Below are 24,321 nucleotides of genomic sequence, written 5' to 3'. Positions count from 1 at the left end.
TGTTGTGAATAGCGCTACTTTTCGACGATGGCGGTGATGCCCAACCCGCCCGCTGCGCAGATCGAGATCAGGCCGCGACCACCGCCGCGTTCATGGATCGCCTTGGCCAGCGCCGCCAACTGCCGGCCGCCGGTGGCGGCGAAGGGGTGCCCGCAGCCCAGTGAGCCGCCGTTGACGTTCATCTTGCTGCGGTCAATGGTGCCCAGCGGTGCGTCCAGGCCTAGTCGCTCGCGGCAATACTCGGGGTCTTCCCAGGCCTTGAGCGTGCACAGCACCTGGGCGGCAAACGCTTCGTGGACCTCGAAGAAATCGAAATCGGCAAAACTCAAGCCCTCGCGCTGGAGCATGCGCGATACGGCGTAGGCCGGCGCCATCAACAGGCCCTCGGTGCCATCGACAAAACTCACTGCCGCCGTCTCGCCAGTGCGCAAGTACGCCAGCACCGGCCAGCCGTTGGCGCTGGCCCAATCTTCGCTGGCAAGCAGCACCACTGAGGCGCCGTCGGTCAGCGGCGTCGAGTTGCCGGCAGTGAGCGTACCGTTCTGCGGGTCGAACGCCGGCGACAAGCCCGCGAGTTTTTCCAGGCTGATATCGGCACGCAGGTTGTTGTCCCGGGCCAGGCCGCGATAGGGGCTGATCAGGTCGTCGAAAAAACCGCGTTTATAAGCCGCATCCAGGCGTTGGTGGCTGGTGAGGGTCAGTTCGTCCTGGGCCAGGCGCTTGATCTGCCAGCGCTTGGCCATTTCTTCGCAGTGCTCGCCCATGGACAGGCCGGTGCGCGGCTCGCCGTTACGCGGCAGCAGCGGTTTGAACAACATCGACGGCCGCACTTTCAGCAATGCCTTGAGTTTGTCGCCCACGCCCTTGGCCCGATTGGCCGCGAGCAAGGTCTGGCGCAACGATTCGTTGATGCCGATGGGCGCGTCGGACGTGGTGTCGGCGCCACCGGCAATCCCGACTTCGATCTGGCCGAGGGCGATTTTATTCGCCACCAGCAGCGCGGCCTCAAGCCCGGTGCCACAGGCTTGTTGCACATCATAGGCGGGCGTTTGCGGCGACAGCGTGGTGGACAACAAAGACTCACGGGCCAGGTTGAAATCCCGCGAATGCTTGATCACCGCCCCGGCGGCAAACTCACCCAGGCGCTGGCCGTGCAGGTTGTAGCGGTCTACCAGGCCTTGCAGGGCGGCGACCAACAGGTCCTGATTGCTGTCATGGGCGTACACCGTGTTGGAGCGGGCAAACGGGATGCGGTTGCCGCCGATGATCGCCACACGGCGGGTCGGGGCCGGGTTGAAGCTGTAATCAGTCATTGCTGGCTCTCTTTCCAAATGAACAGCCCGCGCATATGGGGTTTGTCCCCAGCAAAATTGCGCACTTCGAACTCACGGCGTGGGCCGGTCACCGGGTGGCTCCACAGGGCGACCTGGCCGGGCAGGAAGATCGGCAACTTGAAGTCGCAATGGGCTTGGGCCTGGCTCAATCCACCGGGCGGTTGTTGCGCCGCCAACGCGCGACCCAGTGTCCACATGCCATGGGCGATGGCGCGACGAAAGCCGAAGAGCCTGGCGCCGATCACACTGGTGTGAATCGGGTTGAAATCCCCCGAGACCTTGGCAAAGCGGCGCCCCAGGTCAGCAGGCAGCACCCAGCGCTGGGTGCGCAACAAGCCGTCTTCCTGCAACGGCAGTGGGTCACTCCAGGGTTCACCCACGGGGTTGTCGACGTCACGACGCAGGTACAGGCTGTCGCTTTCCCATGCCAGGGCGCCTGCACTGTAGGCACGGGTGGCGATGCTCAATGCCTGGCCCTTCGGATGGGCTACCCAGCGCTCGCAATACACCTCCAGGCGCAGCGCGTGGCCCTCGTGCAGGCGCTGGTGCTGACGAATGCGATTGGCCAGGTGCACCATGCCGCTGGCCGGGTAAGGGAAGGTCGGCCGGGTCAGCAGCATCAAATGCAATGGGAACGCCAATACATGGGGATAGGACAGTGGCACGCCCTGTTCGCGACGAAAGCCGCAGGCCCGTGCGTAAGCGGCGATACCCGCGGGCGAAAGCTCCACCGCAGAGCGCACCAGCCGCGCCGTGGGCAACGGCGGCGCACCGTCGAGCTTGGGCTTGCGCAAGGCGCGCATGCCGTCGAGCAACAACTGCGTGTGCGAGGGCGGTGGGTCGATAATCTGCGTCACATACTCCATCGGCTCAGGCTCCCAACAGGCTTTGGCCACATACCCGCACCACTTGGCCATTGACCCCGCCCGAGCCAGGATGGGCCAGCCAGGCGATGGTCTCGGCCACGTCGATGGGCTGCCCGCCCTGGGACAACGAATTCATGCGCCGCCCGGCTTCGCGGATCATCAGCGGGATTTTCGCGGTCATCTGGGTTTCGATAAACCCGGGCGCCACCGCATTCACCGTGACCTGCCGGGCCGCCGCACGTGGCGCCAGGCCCTGTACCAGCCCAATCACGCCAGCCTTGGAGGTGGCGTAGTTACTCTGCCCAAGGTTGCCGGCGATACCGGAAATCGACGACACGCACACGACGCGCCCACCGGGGTTCACGCCCTGGCTGTCGAGCAACGCTTCACTGAGCAGCAGAGGCGCTTGCAGGTTGACCGCCAAGACACTGCGCCAGGCGGCTTCGGTCATTTTGGCGATGGTCTTGTCACGGGTGATCCCGGCGTTGTGCACCACCACATCAAAGGCACCGTATTGGCTGACATGGGCTTGCAGCAACGATGCGGTGTCGGCGGCCGTGATATCCAGGGGCAAGGCTGAACCACCGACACTGGCGGCCGCCTGCTGCAATGCGTCCTGGGCCTGGGGCACGTCCACGCACACCACATGGGCGCCGTCCCGCGCCAGTACTTGGGCGATGGCCAGGCCGATGCCACGGGAGGCGCCGGTGACCAAGGCGCGTCGACCGGCAAAGGGTTTGTCCCAATTGACGACGTTGTTGCCATCGACCGATTTTTCCAGGCGCACCACCTGCCCCGAGACATAGGCAGAACGGCGCGACAGGAAGAACCGCAGGCTGCTGTCCAGCGCCTCTTCAGCACCGGGAGCCACATAAAGCAATTGCACGGTGATCGCCCGGCGCAGCTCCTTTGCCAGCGACCGCACCAAGCCCTCGAGGGCACGCTGGGCGATGGCCTGGGGCAAGTCCTTGCAGTGTTCCGGCGCGGTGCCGAGTACCACCACGCGGCCATGCTGGCCGAGGCGCTTGGCATTGCTGTGAAAGAACACGTAGAGCTCGTCGAGCTGTTGCAGGTCGGCCACGCCACTGGCGTCGAACACCGCGCCTTGCACCTTGACCGTGGACGGCGCCTTGAGGGTCGCCGGGGTGGCGGCGACGGTGTCGGTGGCGCTGAAGATGCGCTGCACCGACGCCGTCAGGCGCCCTGCCCCAGCGATGATCACCGGATTGGCCAGCCCGGCCTGGCCGCTGCGATGACGTTGCAGCGGCAAGGGTTGCGGCAAGCCGACAGCCTGGGCCAGGCGACGGCCCCAGGGGGAATTGACGAATGAAAGGTAGTTGTCACTCATAGAAGGTTCCACTCACAACACAAATCCTGCCTGTAAACCCGGTCAAATGTGGGAGGGGGCTTGCCCCCGATGGCGGTCTATCAGGTAAATCTGCTGGGCTCACACACCGCTATCGGGGGCAAGCCCCCTCCCACATTTGGACCGCGTTTTTCCTAGTTAACCGAGGCGTTTTCGCTTTGGCTGCTGCGACGCTTGGCGGCCGGCTCGAGCGCTTGCTTACGCTGCTGCAACGCCTCCAACAAACCAAAGTCCTGGGGGAAGTCATCCACCTGGATGCCGTGGTCGGCGTATTCCACATAGCGCGCCAGCAAGGCGTCTTCGTCGTCGCTGATCAAGTCCAGTGCCCGCGCCTTGACGCGCCAGCCGGTAAAGGCCGCGGCAGAAATCGGCATCGGCTCGAGCAGGCCTTGCTTGATGGCAGGTTTGAGCCGAGCCTCGATCAGCTCCACTTGCGGCAACAAACGGAAGCCCAATTCGCCGTAGGCCAGCTTGTCGATTTCCGGGCGAGGAATGTAGGAATTGGCCAGCAAACGGTCGCGGGTTTCACCTGGGGTCTGCACCACATCCGCCACTTGCGCCAACAGGCGGTCCGAGGGTTTGCGCAGCGGAATGCCCAGCGGGAAACTCAAGCCACGCACCACTGCCGCAGCAGGTTTGGAGGGATAGTTGTCGAGCACTTCGGCCAAGGCTTCGTGGGCACGCAACAACGCGTCCTGGGCCGCCCAATGCACCAACGGCAGGTCGGCCTGGGGCCGGCCATCGTCCTCGAAACGCTTGAGCACGCAGGAGAGAATGTATAGCTGCGACAGAATATCCCCCAGGCGCCCGGTGATACTTTCCTTGCGCTTGAGAGCACCCCCCAGCACGCCCATGGAAACGTCCGAGATCAACGCCAGCACCACCGACAGCCGATTGGCCTGGCGGTAGTAGGACGCCAGCGCCGGGTCGGTCTTGGCCGGTGCCGAAATCAGCCGCCCTCCGGTCAGGGCATGTACCGCTGCGCGTACGGTGTTGGCCAGTACAAAGCTCACATGGCCGAACATCGCGCGGTCGAAGTCTTCCAGCGCCTTGCGCCGGTCCGGGTTGCGCGCCGCTTCCATCTCACGGAACACGTAGGGATGGCAACGAATCAGGCCCTGGCCAAAGATGATCAGGCAGCGAGTCATGATGTTCGCACCTTCCACCGTAATGGCGATGGGGCTTTGCTGATAGGCACGGGCAAGGAAGTTATTGGGGCCCATGCAAATGCCTTTGCCGGCGACGATGTCCATGCCGTCGTTGACGATCATCCGCGCGCGCTCAGTGACGTGGTACTTGGCAATGGCCGAGATCACCGACGGTTTCTCGCCGGCATCCAGGGACGCCACCGAGACCTTGCGCACCGCATCGCAGGCATACAAATGCCCGGCCATGCGCGCCAACGGAGCCTGCACCCCTTCGAACTTGCCGATGGGCAGGCCGAACTGCTTGCGCATCGCCGCATAGGCGGTGGTGCCACGTACCGCCACTTTACCGAGGCCGACGTTGGCCGACGGCAGGGAAATCGCCCGGCCTGCGGCCAGGCATTCCATCAACATGCGCCAGCCATTGCCGACCTGTTCGCGGCCGCCAATCACCCACTCCAAGGGAATGAAAACATCCTTACCGGTGGTAGGACCGTTCTGGAACACCGCGTTCAGCGGCCAGTGACGGCGGCCGCTGTTCACCCCCGGATGGGAGGTCGGGATCAGCGCACAGGTAATGCCCAGGGAACCGGCCGTGCCGAGCAAGCCGTCCGGGTCTTCGGCGCGGAACGCCAGGCCCAGCACTGTGGCAATCGGGCCGAGGGTGATGTAGCGCTTGTCCCAGGTCACTTTGAAACCCAGCACTTCTTCGCCTTCGTGCATGCCTTTGCAGACGATGCCCAGGTCCGGGATCGCGCCCGCATCGGAGCCGGCATAGGGGCTGGTCAGGGCGAAACACGGGATGTCTTCGCCCCGCGCCAGGCGCGGCAGGTAGTAATTGCGTTGGGCGTCGGTGCCGTAATGCAGCAGCAGCTCGGCCGGGCCGAGGGAGTTGGGCACCATCACCGAAATCGCCGCCGCCGAGCAGCGGGTCGACAGCTTCATCACCACCTGGGAGTGCGCGTAGTGGGAGAAGCCTTTGCCGCCGTATTGCTTGGGGATGATCATGCCGAGGAACCCGGCGTCCTTGGTGTACTGCCAGCCTTCGGGGGACATGTCCTGCCAGACCTGGGTGGTTTCCCAGTCATTGGCGATGTCGCACAGGGTTTCGACTTCATTGTCGAGGAAGGCTTGCTCCTCCGCACTCAGGCTGGCCGGCGCGGCTTGCAACAGGCGCTCCCAGTTGGGCTTGCCGCTGAACAGCTCGGCATCCCACCACACGGTGCCCGACTCGATAGCCGCACGCTCGGTGTCGGACATCGCCGGCATGATCGTACGAAACAGGCCAAGGGCCTTGCTGGTCAACAAGGCGCGGCGCAAAGGCCTGATCGCCAGCACCAAGGCCGGCAGTACCACCAGCACTGCCGCAATGGCAATGCCCAGGCCGGCCACTGCGTTGAACAGGTAACCAGCCGCCAGCCAGATCAGGCCGACGCCCAACCACAGGGTGGCGGCAGCTTGTCGATACGCCAGGGCAATCGCGGCTGCGAAACCCACCAATAACCAGATAAGCATGGGGATACCTCTACTTGATTCAGGGCGTGGCAAAAGCGCGGTCAGATCGAAATGAGCTGCGGCGTAAAACCACACTACAAACTTAAAAGAGTAAATTCAAATTTTGTTTTGAAATTTTTATTTAACGCTTTGGCGCAATAATCGAAGGCCGAACGAGTCAGCCTTTAGAGCAGTAATCAAGATCGTTCAGGCAGTGAGCACCAGATGCCTCCGGCGCTCATGCCACGGTGGGTTTAGAACTTGTAAGTAGCTGACAGACTGACAATGTCGCCTGAGGACTCGGCCGAGCCGTCGAGCCGGCCGCCGCCGAGTCGGTCAACGTTCTGGGTCTTGATGTTGACCTTCTCAACAAATTGGTGCGAATACGCGGCGTCCAGGGTCAGGCCAGGAACGGCCTTGATATCGTAACCCGCACCCAGCGAGAGAAAATAACGGTCGCCGTCAGGGATACGTGGATCGCGCGTGGAGTTGCGGGTCGGCGTTTGGTCATACGCCACACCAGCCCGCAGGGTCAACTCATCCGTGGCCTTGAAGTCACCGCCCACCGAGTACATCCAAGCATCCTTGTAGTTATAGGGAATGGCGACGATGGTCGATCCCTGGGACTTGAGCGTGAGGTCCTTGAAGGACGACCACTGGGTCCACATGGCACTGACACCCAAGGTCCACCGGTCGTTGAACTGGTGTACCCAGTCAAGCGCGGCGGTTGCTGGAATATCCAACTGAGTGCTGGCGTGGGCGCCATTGGGGTACAGCTTCAGCCCAGGGTAAGCCGTTTCGACCAGCGTTTTGCCGTTACCGAAGATCGTATCGTCGGTCATCAGGCCGTTGTTCAAGGCATCGGCCCGGACGCTGTATTTGCCCGTCATTTTGTTTTTGATTTTGGCGTGGTAGTTAAGGCCCAACGAGTCACGATCAGTCGGCTTCCAGACAACGCCGGTAAACCAACCAGTAGAGATATTGTCGACCTTCACCCGCATCAGTGCAGTACCGACGCCCGCCGGAAATGCACCGTTACCCAAGCCTGGAGAGACTGACGCCGCCGAAAACAGATCGACGTTCTGGCTGACGAAGCCTTGACTACGCTGGACGATAAGGCCGCCACCGATGGAGAAGTCGTCACGCACTTTGAAAGACAAGGAGCCCGTCAGGCCGACGGTCTCGATTTTGGTGTCCACGGCGAAGTCGCGAAACTTGGAGTTTTCATTCCAGGTGGTACGCATACCTTGCGGCACGACTTGGCTGAGACCGAATGCAAAGCGGTCACCGATGGGGATAACCAGGAAACCGGTAGGCAACCAGGCGGTGAAACCACCCTGGCCGCCATCATTGTTATTGAGTGTTGCCGTGCTGGGATCAAAGCTGCCATCCGGCAACACTGCAGTATTGCTCACCGGATTACCGGTGTAATCGTAAGCTTGGCCGCTGTATTTGATTTTGACGCGGGCGTAGTCCACGGTCTGTTGAACCACGGATTGGTCGACAAACGCCATGGCCGCCGGGTTGTTGTAGGCAGAGCTTGGATCATTCTTGAACAGAGAGCCGCCGCCGAATGCTCGGCCCCAGCCCGGGGCACCGTAAGTCGGCGTGGAGAAACCACCCGCCTGCACGGGCGCAGTCGTCATCAACCCCCCCAGTATCGCCAGCCCCAGCAGTGTTTGAGCCTGTTGTTTCTTACTGATCATGCGGCACTCCTTATTATTATGCGCTCCCGGCATCGCCGGCTTTCCACATCAGCCGGCACCTCTGGCGAGGCGCCGGCCTTTCAGCGGGTGATCAACCCTTTGTCCTGCAACGAACAGCCGTTATGGGTTGACGGTCAGGCCAGCGGCAGTGGTGGTCAGCGAGACCACGTTGCAACCGCCGCTCAGCGCTTGGTTGGCCGCGGTGAGGGTGTGAGTCGCAGCGTTCCAGGCCACGCTGATGGTGGATGGGCCGCAGTCAGTGCCGGGGATGATGATGGTCTTTTTGATGGTGTAGCCCACGTTCTCCACTTGACCGGCAGTGCCCGACAAGGCGGTCAGCTTCCAGCCTGGCGACGGGATGCTTTTCAGGGTTGGCAATGCGCACAGACCGCCGCCGGTCAGGGAGGCATTGTTGATAGTGGCAACGCCACCACTGACATTACCGCTGAAGGTAATGCCACAAGTCACAGAGCCCCCGAATGAAGACGGCGACTGCACCACGATGGAGCCTGCGGTGGTGGTGAATGGGCCTTCTGGGCTGATCGAAGCCGCGCTGGCCATCGAAGCAGCACCCATGCAAACAGCCAGAGCAGTCAACGACACGAGAGTTTTCAAGCTTTTCATTGTTTTTCCTCACATGTTATGGCGATTCGTTTCGCCAGGGGTAATGGCCATGATCGAGAGGTCACGGTGAAACTGCAGAACTTCCCTTTCCAGCCAAATTTCAAATCATCTACCGCTACAACAGTCGGATTCTTTTATTCGATAACTTTGAAGTTGGGCGGCATCTTGATCGACACCGTGTTGATCTTGCAGTCTTCGCCAATGGCAACATCGGCGGCTTCCAACTTGCCGGTGGCGTTGTCCCATGTACCGTCGGCCGTTGAAGGGCCGCACTTGCCGCCCAGGCCAAAGGCATGCACATCCACGCTGATCTTCGACATCGAGCCGCTTTTCGTATCGTTGGCTACCAAGACCCAGGGCAAGTTGATCGCTTCCACGCGACTGCACTTGAGGCCGCCGTCAAACTCGACTTTATCGACATTCACTGATGAACCATCGGCCGCGACCTTGCCGGCGACCTTGATGGTGCAGTCGGCGCTGATCAGCTTGCCTTTGGAAAAGCTGATGGGCCCTTGGGCAGTGAAGGCACTGCCCGCGGGTTCGATACGGGCAGCCTGGGCCTGGTGATAGAAGATAAGGCCCATCGCAGCCAACAGGACATGCGTGGTGAACGTGGCAGGGCTTTGCATGGTGGACGTCCTTCCCTTGAAATTATTTTTGTAGGGTCAAACCACTTTCGTGCACTCAGAACTCAATACCTTGGGCGATAAGAACCTGCGCGATTGACAGATCCCGAGTACGCCAACAACGGTTTAATTCACGTCAAAACGGCTTTGCACTGTTGCTGTACTTCTCCAGATACTTCAGGCGCTTTGACGGTTGAAGATTGGTCAGGGTGATATCCCCGGCATAGTGATTGAGTACGCGATGATCCATGCGCCGCCGCCATAAGTACGGTACATAGGCCCAGACAATCATGCTCGCGTAGCCATACGGCAGTTGCGGTGATTCATCGAAGTGACGCAACGACTGATAACTGCGAGTGGGGTTGGCATGGTGATCGGAATGCCGTTGAAGTTGGAACAGAAAGATATTGGTGACAATTCGATTACTGTTCCACGAGTGGCGTGGCGAGCAGCGTTCATAACGGCCATTGGGCAACTTCTGGCGCTTGAGGCCGTAGTGCTCGACGTAGTTCACCACTTCCAGTAACGAGAAGCCGTAGATGCCCTGGATAATCAGGAACGGAATCACCGCCGCCCCCAGCCAGGCAATCATTGCGCCCCACAACACCACGCTGTACATCCACGCGCTGAGCACGGCGTTCTTCCAGTGCAGGGCCGGCAGGCCGAGTTTGCGCAGGCGTTCGCGTTCCAGGTTCCAGGCCGACACGGCGCTGAACCACACCGAGCGCGGCAGGAACGCCCAGAAACTTTCGCCCAGCCGTGAGCTGGCTGGATCTTCCGGCGTGGCGACACGTACGTGATGGCCACGGTTATGTTCGGTGTAGAAGTGCCCGTAGAACGTCGGCGCCAGGGTGACCTTGGCCAGGAACACTTCCAGGGGCTTGGGTTTGTGCCCCAGTTCATGGGCAGTGTTGATCGCGATGCCGGTAGCGGCGCCGGTGGACATCGCCATGCCCAGGTAGGTGAACACGCTGATTTCACCGTGCAGCTCGGTGCGCGCGGTAATGAACGCAGCGGTCTTGGCCAGCCAGTTGGAGGGCTCCAGCGTGGCCGTGGCGTGCAGCAGGCCGCCGTTGATGATCCAGTCGATGCCACCCGCGGCGAGCCAGCCGGTGATAACCACCGAGGAGATCACAAACACCACGCCGGTGTAGACGATCCAGCGATAGTAGCTCTGGGACTCAAGGTTGCTGACGGCAGACTCGGGCGGGTTGCTGACGTCTTCGCCGAGCAGGCCGTCGATCAAGGGGATGAAACCGAAGATGATCAGCACGCCCACCCACCACAGTTGCTGTACGCCGGTGGTGATCGCCAGGGCGCCGGAGAGTAAGGGAGTTGCCAGGGGCATGATGCCGAGCCACCACAAGTGGCGTTTGCCGTCAGTCCAGACGTTTGGGGCTGCCAGGGTCTGGTTCATGGCAGCCTCCGTACGCAGTCGGTGGGCAGTTGGGCAGCAAACAGGTTCACGGAGCGCTGACTGCCCCGGGAAATCAACCATGCGATAAAAGACGTTGTTTTCATTATTTTATTCGCTCTTAGGCATTTCAAAAATAATTTCAAATTACACATTGAAATAATTTTTTTAAATAAATAACGCGGAATCGTTAGGTCGTCAACTAGTTTTTCAAGCCCTTTTTTACGTGACCGGGCAGTCTCTTTTTAAGCCGATTGGTCAGGTGTCTAGGGCAGGCATCAACGCCTTTGAACCGCGAGTCGGGTCGCACGTTTATTTACTCGCCAGGGCAATGGGCGGGTGCAGCAGCCTGACGTTTTCCCCAGGCCGAACGCGCTTGGCAATCTGCTCCACCAGCGCCGCGACTCGCTCTGTCGCGGTGATCGGCAACATATGCCCCCGCCCTTCCACCACCTGCATTTTCAGCCCTGGCACCTTGCTTGCCAGGGCCTGGCCGTGTTTCTGGAAGTCGAGCACCTTGTCCCGCGCGCCATAGATCAGCCCGATGGGCAGGGTCAGTTGCGGGTAGCGCTTGACCATGTCCGGCAGGTAATCGTTGACCCGGTTGATCTCGGTAGACGCGGCGTAGAAGTTATCGGGACGCATGCCCAGCAACCCGCCGCCGCGGGTGGCGAAGTCCGGCGGTGCAGCATCGGGGGCGAATACGCCCTTGACCACCGCATCTTTGGTCAGCAGGCCCAAGGGCATCGTCAAGGTATGAGCTATCCAGCGCCGTAACCAGGCCGGACGTACCGCCAAAGACAGGAATACCAGCGGTAACACGCGCTGGGGGTGGGTCAAGGGCGCTACCAGCACCAACCCGGACACGGCGTGGGGATGGTCGAGGGCCAGCGCCAAGGCAATCGCACCGCCCAAGGAATGCCCGAGTACCAGCGGCTTATCCAAGTCAAGCGTGTTGATAAAGGCCGCGACCTGCCGGGCCTGGCCCGGCAAATCTGCTGCCGTGCCACGGTGCCGGGTGGAATAGCCCGACCCCGGTCGGTCGAGCGTAATCACGCGAAAATGTTCACGCAGTTGTCCGGACAGGGCATAGGTCAGGTTGCGACTACTACCCATCAGCCCGTGGATCATCACCAGCGGCGGGCCCTTGCCCTCCTCGACATAATGAAAGCGCTCGCCCTGCACCTCGACGAAGCGCCCATTGATCGGCACGGCCGCTTCGATGCGCCGCGTCATCCAGGCACTCAAGCCCCATAACGCCGCGCTGGCGCCCACCAGCACACCTGCAGCGACAACCCATTCGACAGCCATAGCTCGGTCCTCGGCTTCCCTGCTGCTGGCGACCCGACCGGAATTGATCAGGGCCTCAGCCATCGTCCACACCCTGGACCTGGACTTAGTGCACTGCGCGGTCGTCCGTCGGACAAATCGCATATGCGCAACAAGGTCCTAGCGTAGGCGAATTTTTCAGGTAGATTATTTAAAATCTTTTTTAAAATAATTAATTCAATTTTCCTTTGCAATGGTGTTCTATCTAAAAGACAAAACAAAAACAGGAGCCCATCCGATGCCCAAGCGTTTTCTACTTATGAGGCAGCTCTATGAATGCCCACAGTGATTCAATCGACATCGCCATCATTGGCTCGGGGTTCGCTGGCCTGTGCATGGCGATCAAACTCAAGGAGGCCGGGCTTACCGACTTCTTCATCGCTGAACAGGCCGAGACCCTCGGTGGCACATGGCGCGACAACCACTACCCGGGTTGCGCCTGTGACGTGCAGTCCCAGGTGTATTCGTTTTCCTTTGCGCTCAACCCGGACTGGACGCGGCAGTTCGCGGCGCAACCCGAGATCCGTGCCTATCTGGAACACTGCGCAACGCGCTTCGAACTGGCGCCCTACCTGCGTTTCGGCATGGGCCTGCACCGTGCGGTATTCGATGAGCACCGGCAACGCTGGCACCTGACCTTCAGCAACGGCCGCCAGGTCAGCGCACGGGTGCTGGTATCGGGGATGGGCGGGTTGTCGCGCCCGGCGATGCCGGACATCCCGGGGCTGGACAGCTTCAAGGGCAAGCGTTTCCACTCCCAGCAGTGGGACCACGATTACTCCTTGAAAGGCAAGCGCGTGGCGGTAATCGGCACCGGCGCCAGTGCCATTCAGTTCGTGCCGCAGATCGCGCCGCAGGTGGCGCATCTGGACCTGTTCCAACGTACGCCGCCGTGGATCATGCCCAAACCCGACCGGCCGATTTCAACGCTTGAACGCTGGCTGTTCAAGCACGTGCCGTTCACCCAAAAGCTGGTACGCGTGGCTTTTTATTGGACATTGGAGGCTCGGGTGGTGGGGTTTGCCCTGCATCCACGCCTGATGAAGATGGTGCAGAAAATCGCCTTGCGTCACCTGCGCAAACAAGTGGCCCGCCCTTCCCTGCGCAAGACGCTGACACCGGACTACACCATCGGCTGCAAGCGCGTGCTGATCTCCAACGACTACTACCCGGCCCTCTCGCGCAGCAATGTCGAGGTGGTCACCACTAGCGTGCTGCGTATCGAAGCCGACGGTGTGATCACCGCCGACGGGATCAAGCATCCCGCTGACTGTTTGATCTTCGGCACCGGTTTCCAGGCCAGCGACCCCTTGCCCCGAGGCTGCATCATCGGCCGCGGCGGCATCGACCTGATGGACGCCTGGGGCGATGGCGCGCATGCCTACAAAGGCACCACCGTGCCGGGCTATCCGAACCTGTTCCTGATCGTCGGGCCCAACACCGGCCTGGGGCATAACTCGATGATCCTGATGATCGAGGCCCAGGTCACCTACATCCTCGACGCCTTGAAACACATGCAGCGCCAGCGCATTGCCACGGTAGAGGTCAAGCCCGACGTGGAGCAGGCCTACAACCACCAGTTGCAGGACCAGCTCAAGCGCACCATCTGGAACACGGGTGGCTGCCAGAGCTGGTACCTGGACCCACGCACCGGCAAGAACACCACGCTGTGGCCCGGCTCGACCTGGCGCTTCAAGCAGGTCACCCGCCACTTTGCGCTCAAGGACTACGTGACCAGCCCGCTGCCGATGCCCTGCGCGCCACGCCCAGCAGCCGCGCCCCACTCCGCCACAGAAGGCAGCCTGTCATGAAGTCATTCAACGGCCGCGTTGCGGCGATCACTGGCGCAGCCTCAGGCATGGGTCGCGCACTGGCCTTGGCCTTGGCACGGGAAGGTTGCCACCTGGCCTTGGCGGACAAGAACAGCCAGGGCTTGGAGCAGACGCTGACACTGATCCGCACTTCGACCTTGTCGCCGGTAACCGTCACCACTCAGGTGCTGGACGTCTCAGACCGCCAAGCCATGGAGGCTTGGGCCGCACGCTGCGCGGCTGAACATGGCCAGGTCAACCTGGTCTTCAATAATGCCGGGGTGGCGCTGTCGAGCACGGTAGAAGGCGTGGATTACGCCGATCTGGAATGGATCGTCGGCATCAACTTCTGGGGCGTGGTACACGGCACCAAGGCGTTCCTGCCATACCTCAAGGCCAGCGGCGACGGGCATGTGGTCAACACTTCCAGCGTGTTCGGCCTGTTTGCCCAACCCGGCATGAGCGGCTACAACGCCACCAAGTTTGCCGTGCGCGGCTTCACCGAAGCGCTGCGCCAGGAGCTCGACCTGCAACGCTGTGGCGTCTCGGCTACCTGTGTACACCCCGGTGGCATTCGCACCGATATCTGCCGCAGCAGCCGTATCGACGCAAATATGACGGGTTTCCTCATCCATAGCGAACAGCAGGCCCGCGCCGACTTCGAAAAACTGTTCATCACCGACGCCGACCAGGCCGCCAAAGTGATCCTGCAAGGCGTGCGCAAAAACAAGCGCCGCGTACTGATTGGCCGCGACGCCTATTTTCTCGATCTGCTCGCCCGTTGCCTGCCATCGGCCTATCAAGCGCTGGTGGTGTTTGCCAGCCGGCGCATGGCGCCCAAGCCGCGCACGCCGGTGTTTGAAACCAACGACGAGCCCCGTCTCTGAACAGGAGGACGCACCATGTTGCCGATCCGTCGCGATATCCGCTTTGCCTTGCCTGCCGAGCGCATCAAGAACTGGCACGAACAAGGGCCGGTTATCAGCCATTTCTTCAATGCCCTGTCGCTGTTGTTCCCCCAGGGCGAGCTGTTTTTCATGGACAGCGTGCGCCACTACCGCGGGCAGATCGACGACCCGGAACTGAAAAAAGAAATCCAGGGCTTTATCGGCCAGGAAGCCATGCACAGCCGCGAACATGTGGCCTACAACGACCTGCTGCAAGCGGCCGGCCTGCCGGCACACACCCTCGACCGGCGCCTGAAGTTCTTCCTCGACCTGCAGAAAAAACACCTACCGCCGTCGTTCAACCTGGCGGTGACCATTGCCCTTGAGCACTACACCGCGATGCTCGCGGAAATCCTGCTGAGCGACCCGTCACGCTTTGGCGACTCGCTCAAGGGTTACCAGCAGATGTGGTACTGGCACGCCCTGGAAGAAACCGAACACAAAGCCGTGGCGTTCGATGTCTGGAACCGCGTGATCAAGCCGGGGCCCGCACGCTACCTACTACGCACCGGCACCATGCTGACCACCACCGTGATGTTCTGGCTGGTGGTGCTGGATTTCCACGTGCGCCTGCTGATTGCCGACCGCACCTCGGGCGGCAAGCTGAAAGGGCTGTGGCGCATGGTCAAGTTCCTGTATGGGCCAAAGGGTGTTTTTCCGCGGATGGTGCGACCGTGGTTGCATTATTTCAAACCGGGGTTTCATCCTTGGGATCATGACAATCGGGCACGGCTGGCGGGAATAGAGGGGTTGGTTGAGGAGATTGAACGGACGCGCCGAGGGTATGAGTCGGCCTAGGCTATTTGGGTGGATCGGCCGTCAGTCCACCCTCAAGCCCAAGCCACCCGCTCACGCACAAAGCGTGGCACCTGATCGCCAGGCAATGCCTTGCTGAAATACCAACCCTGGATAAACAACTCAGGGCCCGTATTCAAGAAAGCCAACTGTTCGGCGGTCTCCACGCCTTCAACCACCACCCCCAGGTTCAGCGCCTCGCAGAAACGCAACATGCCGGTCAGCACCTGGGCGCCCTTGGGGTCGCGCTGGGCGACCACAAAGCTGCGATCGATCTTGATGAAGTCCACGGGAAACTGGTGCAAATAGCTCAATGCGGAAAAGCCGGTGCCAAAGTCATCGAGATACACTTTCGCGCCCAGGGACTGCAGCTTCTGGATAGTCTGGCGGGCCGCCGGGATATCGCTGACCAGCGCATCTTCGGTGATCTCCACCGACACCAGGCCATGAGCCTGGGCGAGAACTTCCACCAAGCGATCCCCATAGGCAGCATCCTTCAGGGTGGCACTGGAAATATTGATGGTCATCGGCAACTCAAAGCCGACCTTCTGCCATTTCTGATATTGGCGCACAGCCTGGGATGCCACCCACATGTCCACGTCCGGCATCAGCCTGGCCTGGGCCAGCCATTGCAGGAACTCCCAGGGTGAATGCACCTTACCTTGACTGTCCCGGGCGCGCATCAATGCCTCACACCCGGTGCACAGGCCGGTGCGGGTGGACACCTGGGGCTGGAACTCAAGGTAGAACTCGTAATCGCTGATCTGCTGGATGCGGCTCAATTCGACGGCTTGCCGGGCCATGCTCCGGTGGGACGCCAGCACCGGGTCAAATTCCAGTAGGCGGCCTTTTTCCTCAAGGCCACGAAAGGTCATGTCCAAGGACTTGAGGTACACCGTACCGCCATCCGTGGATTGGCGGTGGATCGCCCGTACATAGGGCGCATACACCAGCGTGCCTACGCCCAATAGCGCCAGTTGCAACACCACGGCCGCCACATCGCCATGGGTGCTGAGGTAGGCATTGAGCAGCACCGGGGCGGTAAACGGCACGCTGGCCACCGAAGGCGAAACCCACCCCAACTGTACCGCCGTCAGCGCCAATATCGTGTTGAACGCCGGCACCAGTAGAAACGGTATGAACAATCGCGGGTTGAGGATGATCGGCAACCCGAACAACAGCACCTCGCTGACGTTGAATAACGACAACGGCAAACTGGCAATCGCCAGCAATCGCATGGACTGGCTGTTGGAAAACAGCAGGATCGCCAGCAGCAGACACAATGTAGCGCCGGATCCTCCGATAAAGGCAAAACTGCCCAGCAAACCACTGTTTAGCAGGTACTGGACCGGCTCCCCCGCCGCCAGCGCCGCAGCGTTGAGCGCTACGGCCTGGTCCAGTACATCGAACAGCGGCTGCATGGCATACACGCCATGAATGCCGAAGAACCACAGCAACGAATTCATCAATGTCACGAACAACCCGCTACCGTAGGGCGTTTGCAGCGCATCGAGCACCTGGGGGCCCTGCAACTGAGCCACATAGGGGATCAGCAGCAGCAACGAAAGCACCACCACCAGCACCAACGCAGTGATCGCACCTGGGATCACCATATTGATGGTGCCCTTGAGGTTATGGCCAACCAGGTCCTCGTTGACCAGGCGCGTCCAACGGTAGCGGTGCAGCCAGGCAATTGCCGGCACATTGATCAAGGGTGAGGCAATAGCGATAAACAGCAGGAAAGTGGCCGAAGCCCGCGGATAGTCGCGCAGGATGAAGGTTGCAACCACCACATGAGCCAGGCACAGGAACGCTACCGGCAGCTGTGGCAGGCGGTGCTGAATCGCCAACATGTAACCGATGGAAGCCGCGACCAGTAATGGAATCACTGAGCTGATCTGGTTATGCAAACCCGCCAGGAAGCCCACCACCTGCGGACCAAACCCCAGCACCTGGGCGCATTCGGAGAGGATCAGAAAGCCGGCTGACACCAACAGGCACGGCAGGATCCACAACAATCCCTCACGAATCGCACGCAACGATTCAGTGCTGGCCAAAACCGCCAGGCGCTGGGTAAGGAAAAGTTTGAACAGCGTTTGCCCCATGAGCCGTCCTCTGCCCGTCACCGAATGCCGCTGGGAACCAGGGCCGGAAACACTCGCTAACGCTACACGTCCTGCTAGTGGAAGCGAAAGCCTTTTGCCAACACTCGCCACGCTTTCTCAGCAGTAAATGCGGTCTCGCTGCACTGATTCCCACATGAAATATCGAACTTTCTGACCTGAGTCATCCCCTAATGCTGTCTGAGTCGGTATCATCCGCGCCTTTCTGCGTGTTAAAGGATGTTACAAACTGCGTAACAACGGGCGCGCGCTCAGGGAATCCAGCCCGGTACGACAACTGGCACCAAGGAGAGAGAGCTTCACTATGCAAGACAAGCCGTCGAGTAACATGAGTCCCCTATTTGTCACCATCCTGCTGTGGTTATGCAGCGTGGTATTGCTATTTGTCATCAAGAACGTCATTGAACTGTTTACCGGGCCTGTCGCTGAGACCTGGGTAGACCTGGCATTGGTAATGGTCGCTTACCTGATGTTCTTTCTGCTGGCACCTGTGCATAGCTGGTTGCGACGCAGATCCCGCAAGCGTGCTCGCCATCACGTCAGCGCACGCGCCTCCGATACCGGCTCCCGCCCTTCTCACTAAGGTGCACGCCGTTGTCAGCACCCAGCGATACCTACCAACGCGCACTGGACACATTCCTGCGCGAACACCCGCAGATCGCCGCCGACCTGAACAGCCTCAACCCATTGGCAGCCCAGGCCAGAGGGGAAACCCTGGCGCAGTATCGTGCCGAACGCTTACATGAAGCTTTCGAAGCGCACGCTGAACAGCAACATCTGTTCGCTTGGGAGCTGACGCTCAAGTTGACGGCCGAGTCCCACGAAGCCTACGAGGCCCAACGTCGCGAAGTGCACAAGGAAGTTGCACAGATGGCCGGCATGGACTGGGTGGAGTACTGTCACCTGCATGACCTGGCCGTTTGACCCTCGCCCTACAAGTACCATCGTGGCCGGCTGCAGCCAATGACTTCGCGCAGTTCGGCGACCGTTATGCGTCGGTGTTCCGGGTCAATCGCCAACGCCGAACGTAACGCTGGCCAGCAATGCCTGGGCAGTTGCACGGGCCGCAGCAGCCGCCCCGTGGAGGTGCGTTCGCCAATGCGCTTGCCGTGGGCCAGCTCGTACAGGATGCAGGCCACGCCGTACACGTCGGCAGCGGTGGTCAGCGCACCGCCGGCCAGCAATTCCGGCGCTGCGTAGGCGGGTGTCCAGGCATTGAAACGGCTGCGGCTAACACTCGGCAAACCCACCGCCCCCTGCGATTGTGCATGCCCCAGGCCAAAATCGAATAAACGCACGCCTTCGTCGCCCACCATGACATTGGCCGGTTTGACATCCCCGTGAACAACGTTTTTCTGGTGGGTGTAGACCAATGCATCCAGCAATTGCAAGGCAATGGGTTGCAGTTCCCGCCAAGGCAAGCCAGAGGAGCATTCCAGAAGCAGTCGGTCGAGGGTCACCCCTTGCAACAGCTCCATGGTAAAAAAAGCAATCTGGCTGTGTGTATCGACCTCAAACGAAAACATCCTGATCACACGGTCGTGCCGCAGGCCGCGGGCCAATGCAAACTCGCCGTACAACAACACATGCGCATCGGCGCACTGGGAAATGGATTCGCCCAGCAGCTTGAGTGCCACGTTGGAACGGGGTTCGCCAAACTGCTCGTGCAACAGGTCGCGCGCCCGATACACCACGCCCATGCCCCCCCTGCCCAGGACGTGCTCAAGGTGATAACGCCCAACAAGTAAACGGGAGGGTTGGGACACCGAGTTCAAGGCTGCACCACTACCGCAGTCAGGTCATCCCGTACCGGTCTGCGCAACGCCCCGGCAAATAACCGCTCCACCGCCTGCTGGGGAGTTCCCATGCTCAATGCACGTCCGAGGTCAACATGGCTGAGGGCCTGGTACAGACCATCACTGCACAATAAAAATACATCCCCTGGACGGGTGCTGAGTTCCAACACCTCAAGTTGCAATCGCGAGCGCGCGCCCACAGCCCGGGTCAAGGCCCTGGCGCCAGGGTAGGCCTGCGCTTGGGCCACGCTGATGTGACGCTCATCCATGAGACGCTGCAGCAGCGAGTGATCCCTCGACAACTGGTAGAGACTCTGGCCGCGCCATAGATAGCAGCGACTGTCTCCCGCCCAGATACAGGCCGCCCGGCCTTTCTCCAGGAGCAGTGCAACCACGGTACTGCCCGCCATCTCGTTACCCTTTGCGCCCGGCTTTATCCACTCATTCCTCAAGCGCTGGTTGACCCCCTGCAAACTTTCCCGAACTGCATTGATGCGCTGATCAAGGTTGCCGTGAGCCGATACTGCCGCCAAGTTGCTGACCACCCACCGGCTAGCGACATCCCCGTGCCGATACCCGCCCATTCCGTCCGCCACCGCCCAGCTGCCAAGGCGCGGGCTGTCCAGGAATGCATCCTCATTGCGCAACCGCGCCTGCCCTCGCTGCGTACGCCCAGCGCTACGCCATTGGGCGCCCCCCTGGCTCACAGTTGCTCCGGCAATCGGAAGGTGCGCCATGTGTCGATGTCAAACGGGCCAGGCGTGCGTTGGCTGGTCAGCAGGTAATTAGCGCGCAGGCCGGCAAGGTCTGCCTTGAAAATATGCATATTTCGCCCACTTGCAGGTTCTTTCTGCAGCAGATCAAAAAACCGGAACAATGACCACGCCCCCGTGTTCTTCTCGATTCCCAATGGCCGCTGCTCCATGCCTCTCTCCAGCACGAGGCTGCTGCGCCCGTTGTCTGCATCGGTAGGCCAATGGAACGCCATCGGCACGATCGGGCCGTGGCGATACTCCAACTGCTGGTCGCCAAACCGAAGGATCGCGCGGCTGACCGATGGGTCCAGGCTGTAAGGCGCCAAACTGAATCGCACAGACAATTCCCCGCCGTCCTCGTTGAAAAAGCCGCGGCGGATTAACTGGGCTTTCATCAGCTGGTCCAGCAACGCACGGGAAACCGGCAAACTCTGGCCATCCAGCCCACGCAACCTGTAACGGGCGCCGTCGGCGCTGATAAATGGCCGCAGGTAACCTTCATAAAAACGCGCCATCACACCTTGTGGCTTGAAGAACTCCTGAAAATCGTTAAGGGCTACATCGCTGCTCGCGTGGGCGTTGAACGGGTAACGTCGGCGAATCGCCTTGGCGTAAAGACTTTGCACGTCACTCTGATAACGCTGGTTGACGTGCACATAGGCCTGCTCCAACACATGCCGCCAACTGTCATCGGCCAAACTCTCGAACCAACCGGCAAGCGGCAGCGGTAGACGTGCAGCGGCATCTCGCAGATTGCCCAATACATCCTGCTGCCCCTCCATACGTCGCCTGGCACGCATGAAGGCCGCCTGCTCTGGCGTGCTGTCACGGTTCAATGCCGTCAGTTGCAAGTGCAGTTCGTCCAGCAAGCGTAACGCCTGTGTCAACGCTGCGCCGGGGTTTTGCTGCTCATCAAGCAACTGATGCAAGGGCTCAAACCGCCGTTGCAATGCCCGCCGCGGCACATCGGAAAACGCCGCCTGCTCATCCGCCAACACCGCCTTGGCCACCCCGCCCAGCGCTCCCGGGCGCTGGGCCACCTTGTCCAACAATTCGTGACCAGGCAGCAACCGGGTGTTCTCGCGCAACTGCTGCAACAGCGCAATCAAGGGCGACTGGGCTGATGTCAGGTTCATAAGCAGCTCGGCATCCTGGCGCAGGTTGTCGGTCTGTTGCAGCCTGACACGACCGAGGACGTCGCTCCAGGCATCGGCATACTCACTGAAGTAGCGTTGTTGCAGTTCGGTCATCAGCCGGCGCAACTCCTGGGGACCCAGGTCGGTGCCCTCCCCCAGCACCCAGTTATCCTGGGCGATGGCATTCACCAACTTCGGGCCCTGGGCCTCCAAGTACTGCACATACCTTTTTGTATAAAAACCGGGAACAGGAGGGTCGATGGCGGCAAACACCTTGCCCTCTGCCAGGCGCAAAGGCTCCAGGTTGCGTGCTTGTTCGCGCAGGACGCGATACACCACATCGGCCAATGACTCTCCCCTCAGTGCTTCGCGGGCCTGGGCCACCCGTTCCTCGTTGAGCGGCGCGACAAACGGCCGCTCAAGCAGGCGCGAAAAGTGCTCGCTCAGGCGCTTTTGTGTCGGCGCATCCCCGGCAAAGCGCACCGACCAGAGGCCCGTCACATGCTGTGCCAACCAGGTCGGCTCACGGCGCTCGCGCAGATTGAGCATCAGGTATGCGCGCAGGTTGTCCAGCATCCGCTCCCTATCCCCAAGGCTGGCGTGTACCTGCTCTTCAAGCTCGGCGGTTAGCCAAACCAGCAGTTGTTGCAACGCCTGCTCATAGGCTTGGTCGACCATGGGCCGGCTCAGCTCGCCCTGATACAGACCGGCACGCTCGACCAGGCGTACATCTTGCGCTGCAGGAAAAACCTGGGTCGCCGCCAGCCGCGCATCCAACAGCGCCAACAGTGCCGTGCTGTCATCGCTGGCGGGCGGGACGAGCGGCGTAGGTGCTGTCAGTGCCGCCAATTGCGCCAGGCGTTGGTGATTGATAGTGAAACTGTGCATCCACAGCCCGCCGACACTGCCAAGAACCAGTGCGACAGCCATTGCCTGCAGCCCCTGGCGCCGACGAATGCGCTGCTGTTCGTGAACCTGCAGGCCCGCAAGGTCGGCTTCGGCAAAGATCACGCGATTGAACAGGCCCTGCACAAAGCGAGCCTGCCCCTCATCGGCGCAGGTCAGGAAGAACCCGCGCAAACCATTGATAGGTTGGTAGCGATGAACGGAAAACGCCATTTCCACAAACAGGCTGACGCGCTCACATATTCGTGCCGCCTGCTGGGGAAATTCCAGCATCTGGCCGCGACGCTCGACACTGCGCTCCTGGTGTAATCGCACAATCAGCTCACTGTTCAAGCGCTGTAATAATCGCTCGACCGCTTGGCGAACCAGCGTGATGTCAGTACCTCCAGTGCCGACGTCCAGGTGCTGCCCAAGTACGCTGTCGGCGCTTTCCCCATGGAGTGAGTCAAAGAACTCAGCGAACCCCGGCAATCGGTCGGCCTGGGTCAACACCAGGTAGATCGGCACATCCACATGCAACGTCTGTTGCACCTCCTGCAAGCGCGAATGTACACGACGAGCATGGTGGTCCAGGTCGTACTCGTTGGTGCTCAACAGCGTGTCTACCGACAGCGTTACCACCACGCCATTGAGCGGGCGCACTCGGCGGCGCCACCTGAGCAGGTTCAGCAAGGTGGCCCAGCCTGCGGCATCCACTGAACTGTCGGGCTGGGTCAAGTAGCGCCCTGGAGTGTCGATGAGTACGCCTTCGTCGGCGAAATACCAGTCACAATGTGCACTGCTGCCCATCGGCCGGGTATCAGCGTGATCAGGCGATAACTGCAAGCCGGCTGCCGCGAGCAGTTGCGTCTTGCCACTGCCCTGCTCTCCGATCAACAGGTACCAGGGCAGGTCATGGCGCCAACGCGCGTTACGCTCTCCATAACGGCGGGATGTTCTCAGCCAGTGGACGGCTTCCTTGAACCGACCGCGTACGTATCGATGCTCGTCCTCTACCCACGTCAACGGCTCGTGGGGCTCCAAGGGTTCAGGCCTTTGCCGCCTGGCGACACGGCCACCCCCTGCAAAGGCCATCACCAGCCCCCACAGCAGAAACAAGACGCTGATAGTGACCAGGCGAGCAGGTGCCCCCTGCCAGATGCGGTGGTCATCCACCGCCAGCAACGGCCCCAAAAACCACACCGCTGCCGCACAGGAGAGCACCAGCAAAAGGCTCCAGACCCAAAACCTGCCCAGCAGCACGCCCACACCCTTGAAAAATGCGCTCATTCATTGCTCCCAGCGTTTACAAGGGCGTGCGGATCAGATCCGACGCCGAAAATTGAAGGGGTTGCAGCACAGTCGCCCGCTCCTTGCTCAGCACCCAGGCAAATGCTGCGTACATAGCCAGCAAGCAGACCAGGGTGAAGACCACCAACCAGCCGGCGGGAATGACACGGGGCCACTTGCGCCGGCCCGCCCCCAGTGCTGCAGGCAGTAGCGGCAACGCCGGCGGCTCCCCGCGCACATGCCTGATCTGACGATACAAGGCATCGCGAACGGACTCGAGTTGCGACACGCCCCGCTCCATGACCCGATACTTGCCCTCGAACCCCAAGGACAGGCACAGGTACAACAGTTCCAGCAACGCCAGGTGCTTCACCGGGTCGCGCGACAGTCGCTCCAACAGTTGGAAAACCTTCTCGCCCCCGAAGGTTTCGTTATGAAAGCGGCTCAACAGGCTCATCTTCGACCATTCGCTCTGGGCCCCCCAAGGCGTAGTGACCACCGCTTCATCGAGCACACTGCACAACACATAGCGCGCCGACATGACCTGGCTGCTTTCAACACCGCCCTGCAACGCACGGGTTTCGAACTGAGTCACCGCCAACGACAATCGGTCGTTGAGCGTGCCCAGGCTTTCACGACCGGAGCAGACCTTGAGCCCCACGACCTCGGACAACAACGCCCAGGCGGCAGCCACCACAGGGTTGAGCCCAGCCTTGAAGCTCAGGGTCTCGAGCATATGGCCGGCGTAGATCATGCGGTCTTCCAACTGCTCATAACGCGGCGGCGACGGGAAGTCCGTCAACGGCCCCTGTGCAGGCCCATGACTCTCACGGTCAAGCAGGACGGTTTTTTCATCCTGAGTGTATTCACTGTCCATGG

The 24,321-nt window shown here is 60.8% G+C and carries 19 protein-coding genes; 5 read left to right on the top strand and 14 right to left on the bottom strand.

All coding sequences use genetic code 11. From position 1 onward, the window contains the following. Positions 1-14 precede the first annotated feature (14 nt). The 9 genes from JFT66_RS17155 to JFT66_RS17115 all read right to left on the bottom strand — a co-directional run bounded on the left by JFT66_RS17155 (position 15) and on the right by JFT66_RS17115 (position 11,886). Positions 15-1,313, bottom strand: coding sequence for an acetyl-CoA C-acetyltransferase (locus JFT66_RS17155; RefSeq protein ID WP_198859719.1), 1,299 nt, complete (start codon positions 1,311-1,313; stop codon positions 15-17). After that, positions 1,310-2,200 carry a MaoC/PaaZ C-terminal domain-containing protein gene (locus tag JFT66_RS17150; RefSeq protein ID WP_153871816.1) on the bottom strand — a complete coding sequence of 297 codons (891 nt, stop codon included), beginning with the start codon at positions 2,198-2,200 and terminating at the stop codon, positions 1,310-1,312. Before JFT66_RS17150 ends, JFT66_RS17155 begins: the two co-directional genes overlap by 4 nt. A 4-nt stretch (positions 2,201-2,204) precedes the next feature. Beyond that, on the bottom strand, positions 2,205-3,548 hold the full coding sequence (locus JFT66_RS17145; protein WP_198859718.1) for a 3-oxoacyl-ACP reductase: 1,344 nt from the start codon (positions 3,546-3,548) through the stop codon (positions 2,205-2,207). A 152-nt stretch (positions 3,549-3,700) separates the two neighbouring features. Continuing rightward, positions 3,701-6,226, bottom strand: a complete 2,526-nt coding sequence (locus tag JFT66_RS17140; protein WP_198859717.1) for an acyl-CoA dehydrogenase — start codon at positions 6,224-6,226, stop codon at positions 3,701-3,703. A gap of 233 nt (positions 6,227-6,459) precedes the next feature. Then, on the bottom strand, positions 6,460-7,911 hold the full coding sequence (locus tag JFT66_RS17135) for an outer membrane protein transport protein (RefSeq protein WP_034119905.1): 1,452 nt from the start codon (positions 7,909-7,911) through the stop codon (positions 6,460-6,462). Between the two features lie 120 nt (positions 7,912-8,031). Beyond that, complete coding sequence (gene praB / locus JFT66_RS17130) at positions 8,032-8,535, bottom strand: alkane oxidation protein activator PraB (protein ID WP_034119906.1); 504 nt, start codon at positions 8,533-8,535, stop codon at positions 8,032-8,034. A gap of 134 nt (positions 8,536-8,669) precedes the next feature. After that, positions 8,670-9,164, bottom strand: coding sequence for an alkane oxidation protein activator PraA (praA, locus tag JFT66_RS17125; protein ID WP_198859716.1), 495 nt, complete (start codon positions 9,162-9,164; stop codon positions 8,670-8,672). A 133-nt stretch (positions 9,165-9,297) separates the two neighbouring features. Continuing rightward, complete coding sequence (locus JFT66_RS17120) at positions 9,298-10,578, bottom strand: alkane 1-monooxygenase (RefSeq protein WP_153871814.1); 1,281 nt, start codon at positions 10,576-10,578, stop codon at positions 9,298-9,300. Between the two features lie 309 nt (positions 10,579-10,887). Beyond that, positions 10,888-11,886, bottom strand: coding sequence for an alpha/beta fold hydrolase (locus JFT66_RS17115; RefSeq protein WP_153871813.1), 999 nt, complete (start codon positions 11,884-11,886; stop codon positions 10,888-10,890). 290 nt (positions 11,887-12,176) lie between these two features. Between JFT66_RS17115 and JFT66_RS17110 the strand changes: the two genes are divergently transcribed. From JFT66_RS17110 to JFT66_RS17100, 3 genes are read left to right on the top strand one after another with little or no spacing between them, the layout of a single operon-like run. Next, positions 12,177-13,715 carry a flavin-containing monooxygenase gene (locus JFT66_RS17110; RefSeq protein WP_034119910.1) on the top strand — a complete coding sequence of 513 codons (1,539 nt, stop codon included), beginning with the start codon at positions 12,177-12,179 and terminating at the stop codon, positions 13,713-13,715. Next, complete coding sequence (locus JFT66_RS17105) at positions 13,712-14,602, top strand: SDR family NAD(P)-dependent oxidoreductase (protein ID WP_153839554.1); 891 nt, start codon at positions 13,712-13,714, stop codon at positions 14,600-14,602. Before JFT66_RS17110 ends, JFT66_RS17105 begins: the two co-directional genes overlap by 4 nt. 15 nt (positions 14,603-14,617) lie before the next feature. Further along, positions 14,618-15,460, top strand: a complete 843-nt coding sequence (locus tag JFT66_RS17100) for a metal-dependent hydrolase (protein WP_034119912.1) — start codon at positions 14,618-14,620, stop codon at positions 15,458-15,460. 32 nt (positions 15,461-15,492) lie between these two features. Here JFT66_RS17100 and JFT66_RS17095 read toward each other — a convergent pair whose 3' ends face one another. Then, positions 15,493-17,562 carry an EAL domain-containing protein gene (locus JFT66_RS17095; RefSeq protein WP_198859715.1) on the bottom strand — a complete coding sequence of 690 codons (2,070 nt, stop codon included), beginning with the start codon at positions 17,560-17,562 and terminating at the stop codon, positions 15,493-15,495. 346 nt (positions 17,563-17,908) lie between these two features. Here JFT66_RS17095 and JFT66_RS17090 point away from each other — a divergent pair, with 346 nt between their 5' ends. Continuing rightward, complete coding sequence (locus JFT66_RS17090) at positions 17,909-18,163, top strand: hypothetical protein (RefSeq protein WP_233094268.1); 255 nt, start codon at positions 17,909-17,911, stop codon at positions 18,161-18,163. Between the two features lie 11 nt (positions 18,164-18,174). After that, entirely contained in the window at positions 18,175-18,504 is a 330-nt protein-coding gene (locus JFT66_RS17085) for a DUF6388 family protein (protein ID WP_198859714.1), read from the top strand. An 8-nt stretch (positions 18,505-18,512) separates the two neighbouring features. On the opposite strand, the gene JFT66_RS17080 is transcribed toward JFT66_RS17085, so the two are convergent. Genes JFT66_RS17080 through icmH form a run of 4 tightly spaced genes read right to left on the bottom strand, consistent with a single transcriptional unit; the run spans position 18,513 to position 24,319 of the window. Then, positions 18,513-19,355: a serine/threonine-protein kinase gene (locus JFT66_RS17080; RefSeq protein ID WP_198859713.1), complete on the bottom strand. Its 843-nt coding sequence runs from the start codon at positions 19,353-19,355 to the stop codon at positions 18,513-18,515. Further along, positions 19,352-20,113 carry a PP2C family protein-serine/threonine phosphatase gene (locus tag JFT66_RS17075; RefSeq protein WP_052224591.1) on the bottom strand — a complete coding sequence of 254 codons (762 nt, stop codon included), beginning with the start codon at positions 20,111-20,113 and terminating at the stop codon, positions 19,352-19,354. The genes JFT66_RS17080 and JFT66_RS17075 overlap by 4 nt, the downstream gene beginning before the upstream one ends. Next, complete coding sequence (gene tssM / locus JFT66_RS17070; protein WP_198859712.1) at positions 20,080-23,442, bottom strand: type VI secretion system membrane subunit TssM; 3,363 nt, start codon at positions 23,440-23,442, stop codon at positions 20,080-20,082. Before tssM ends, JFT66_RS17075 begins: the two co-directional genes overlap by 34 nt. 16 nt (positions 23,443-23,458) lie before the next feature. After that, positions 23,459-24,319, bottom strand: a complete 861-nt coding sequence (gene icmH / locus JFT66_RS17065; protein ID WP_198859711.1) for a type IVB secretion system protein IcmH/DotU — start codon at positions 24,317-24,319, stop codon at positions 23,459-23,461. Positions 24,320-24,321: the final 2 nt, after the last annotated feature.

The organism is Pseudomonas sp. MF6755, assembly GCF_016405635.1.
Classification (GTDB): domain Bacteria; phylum Pseudomonadota; class Gammaproteobacteria; order Pseudomonadales; family Pseudomonadaceae; genus Aquipseudomonas; species Aquipseudomonas haemolytica.
The sequence above is the reverse complement of the archived record's forward strand: the minus strand, read 5'-3'. Positions and strand labels throughout refer to the sequence as shown.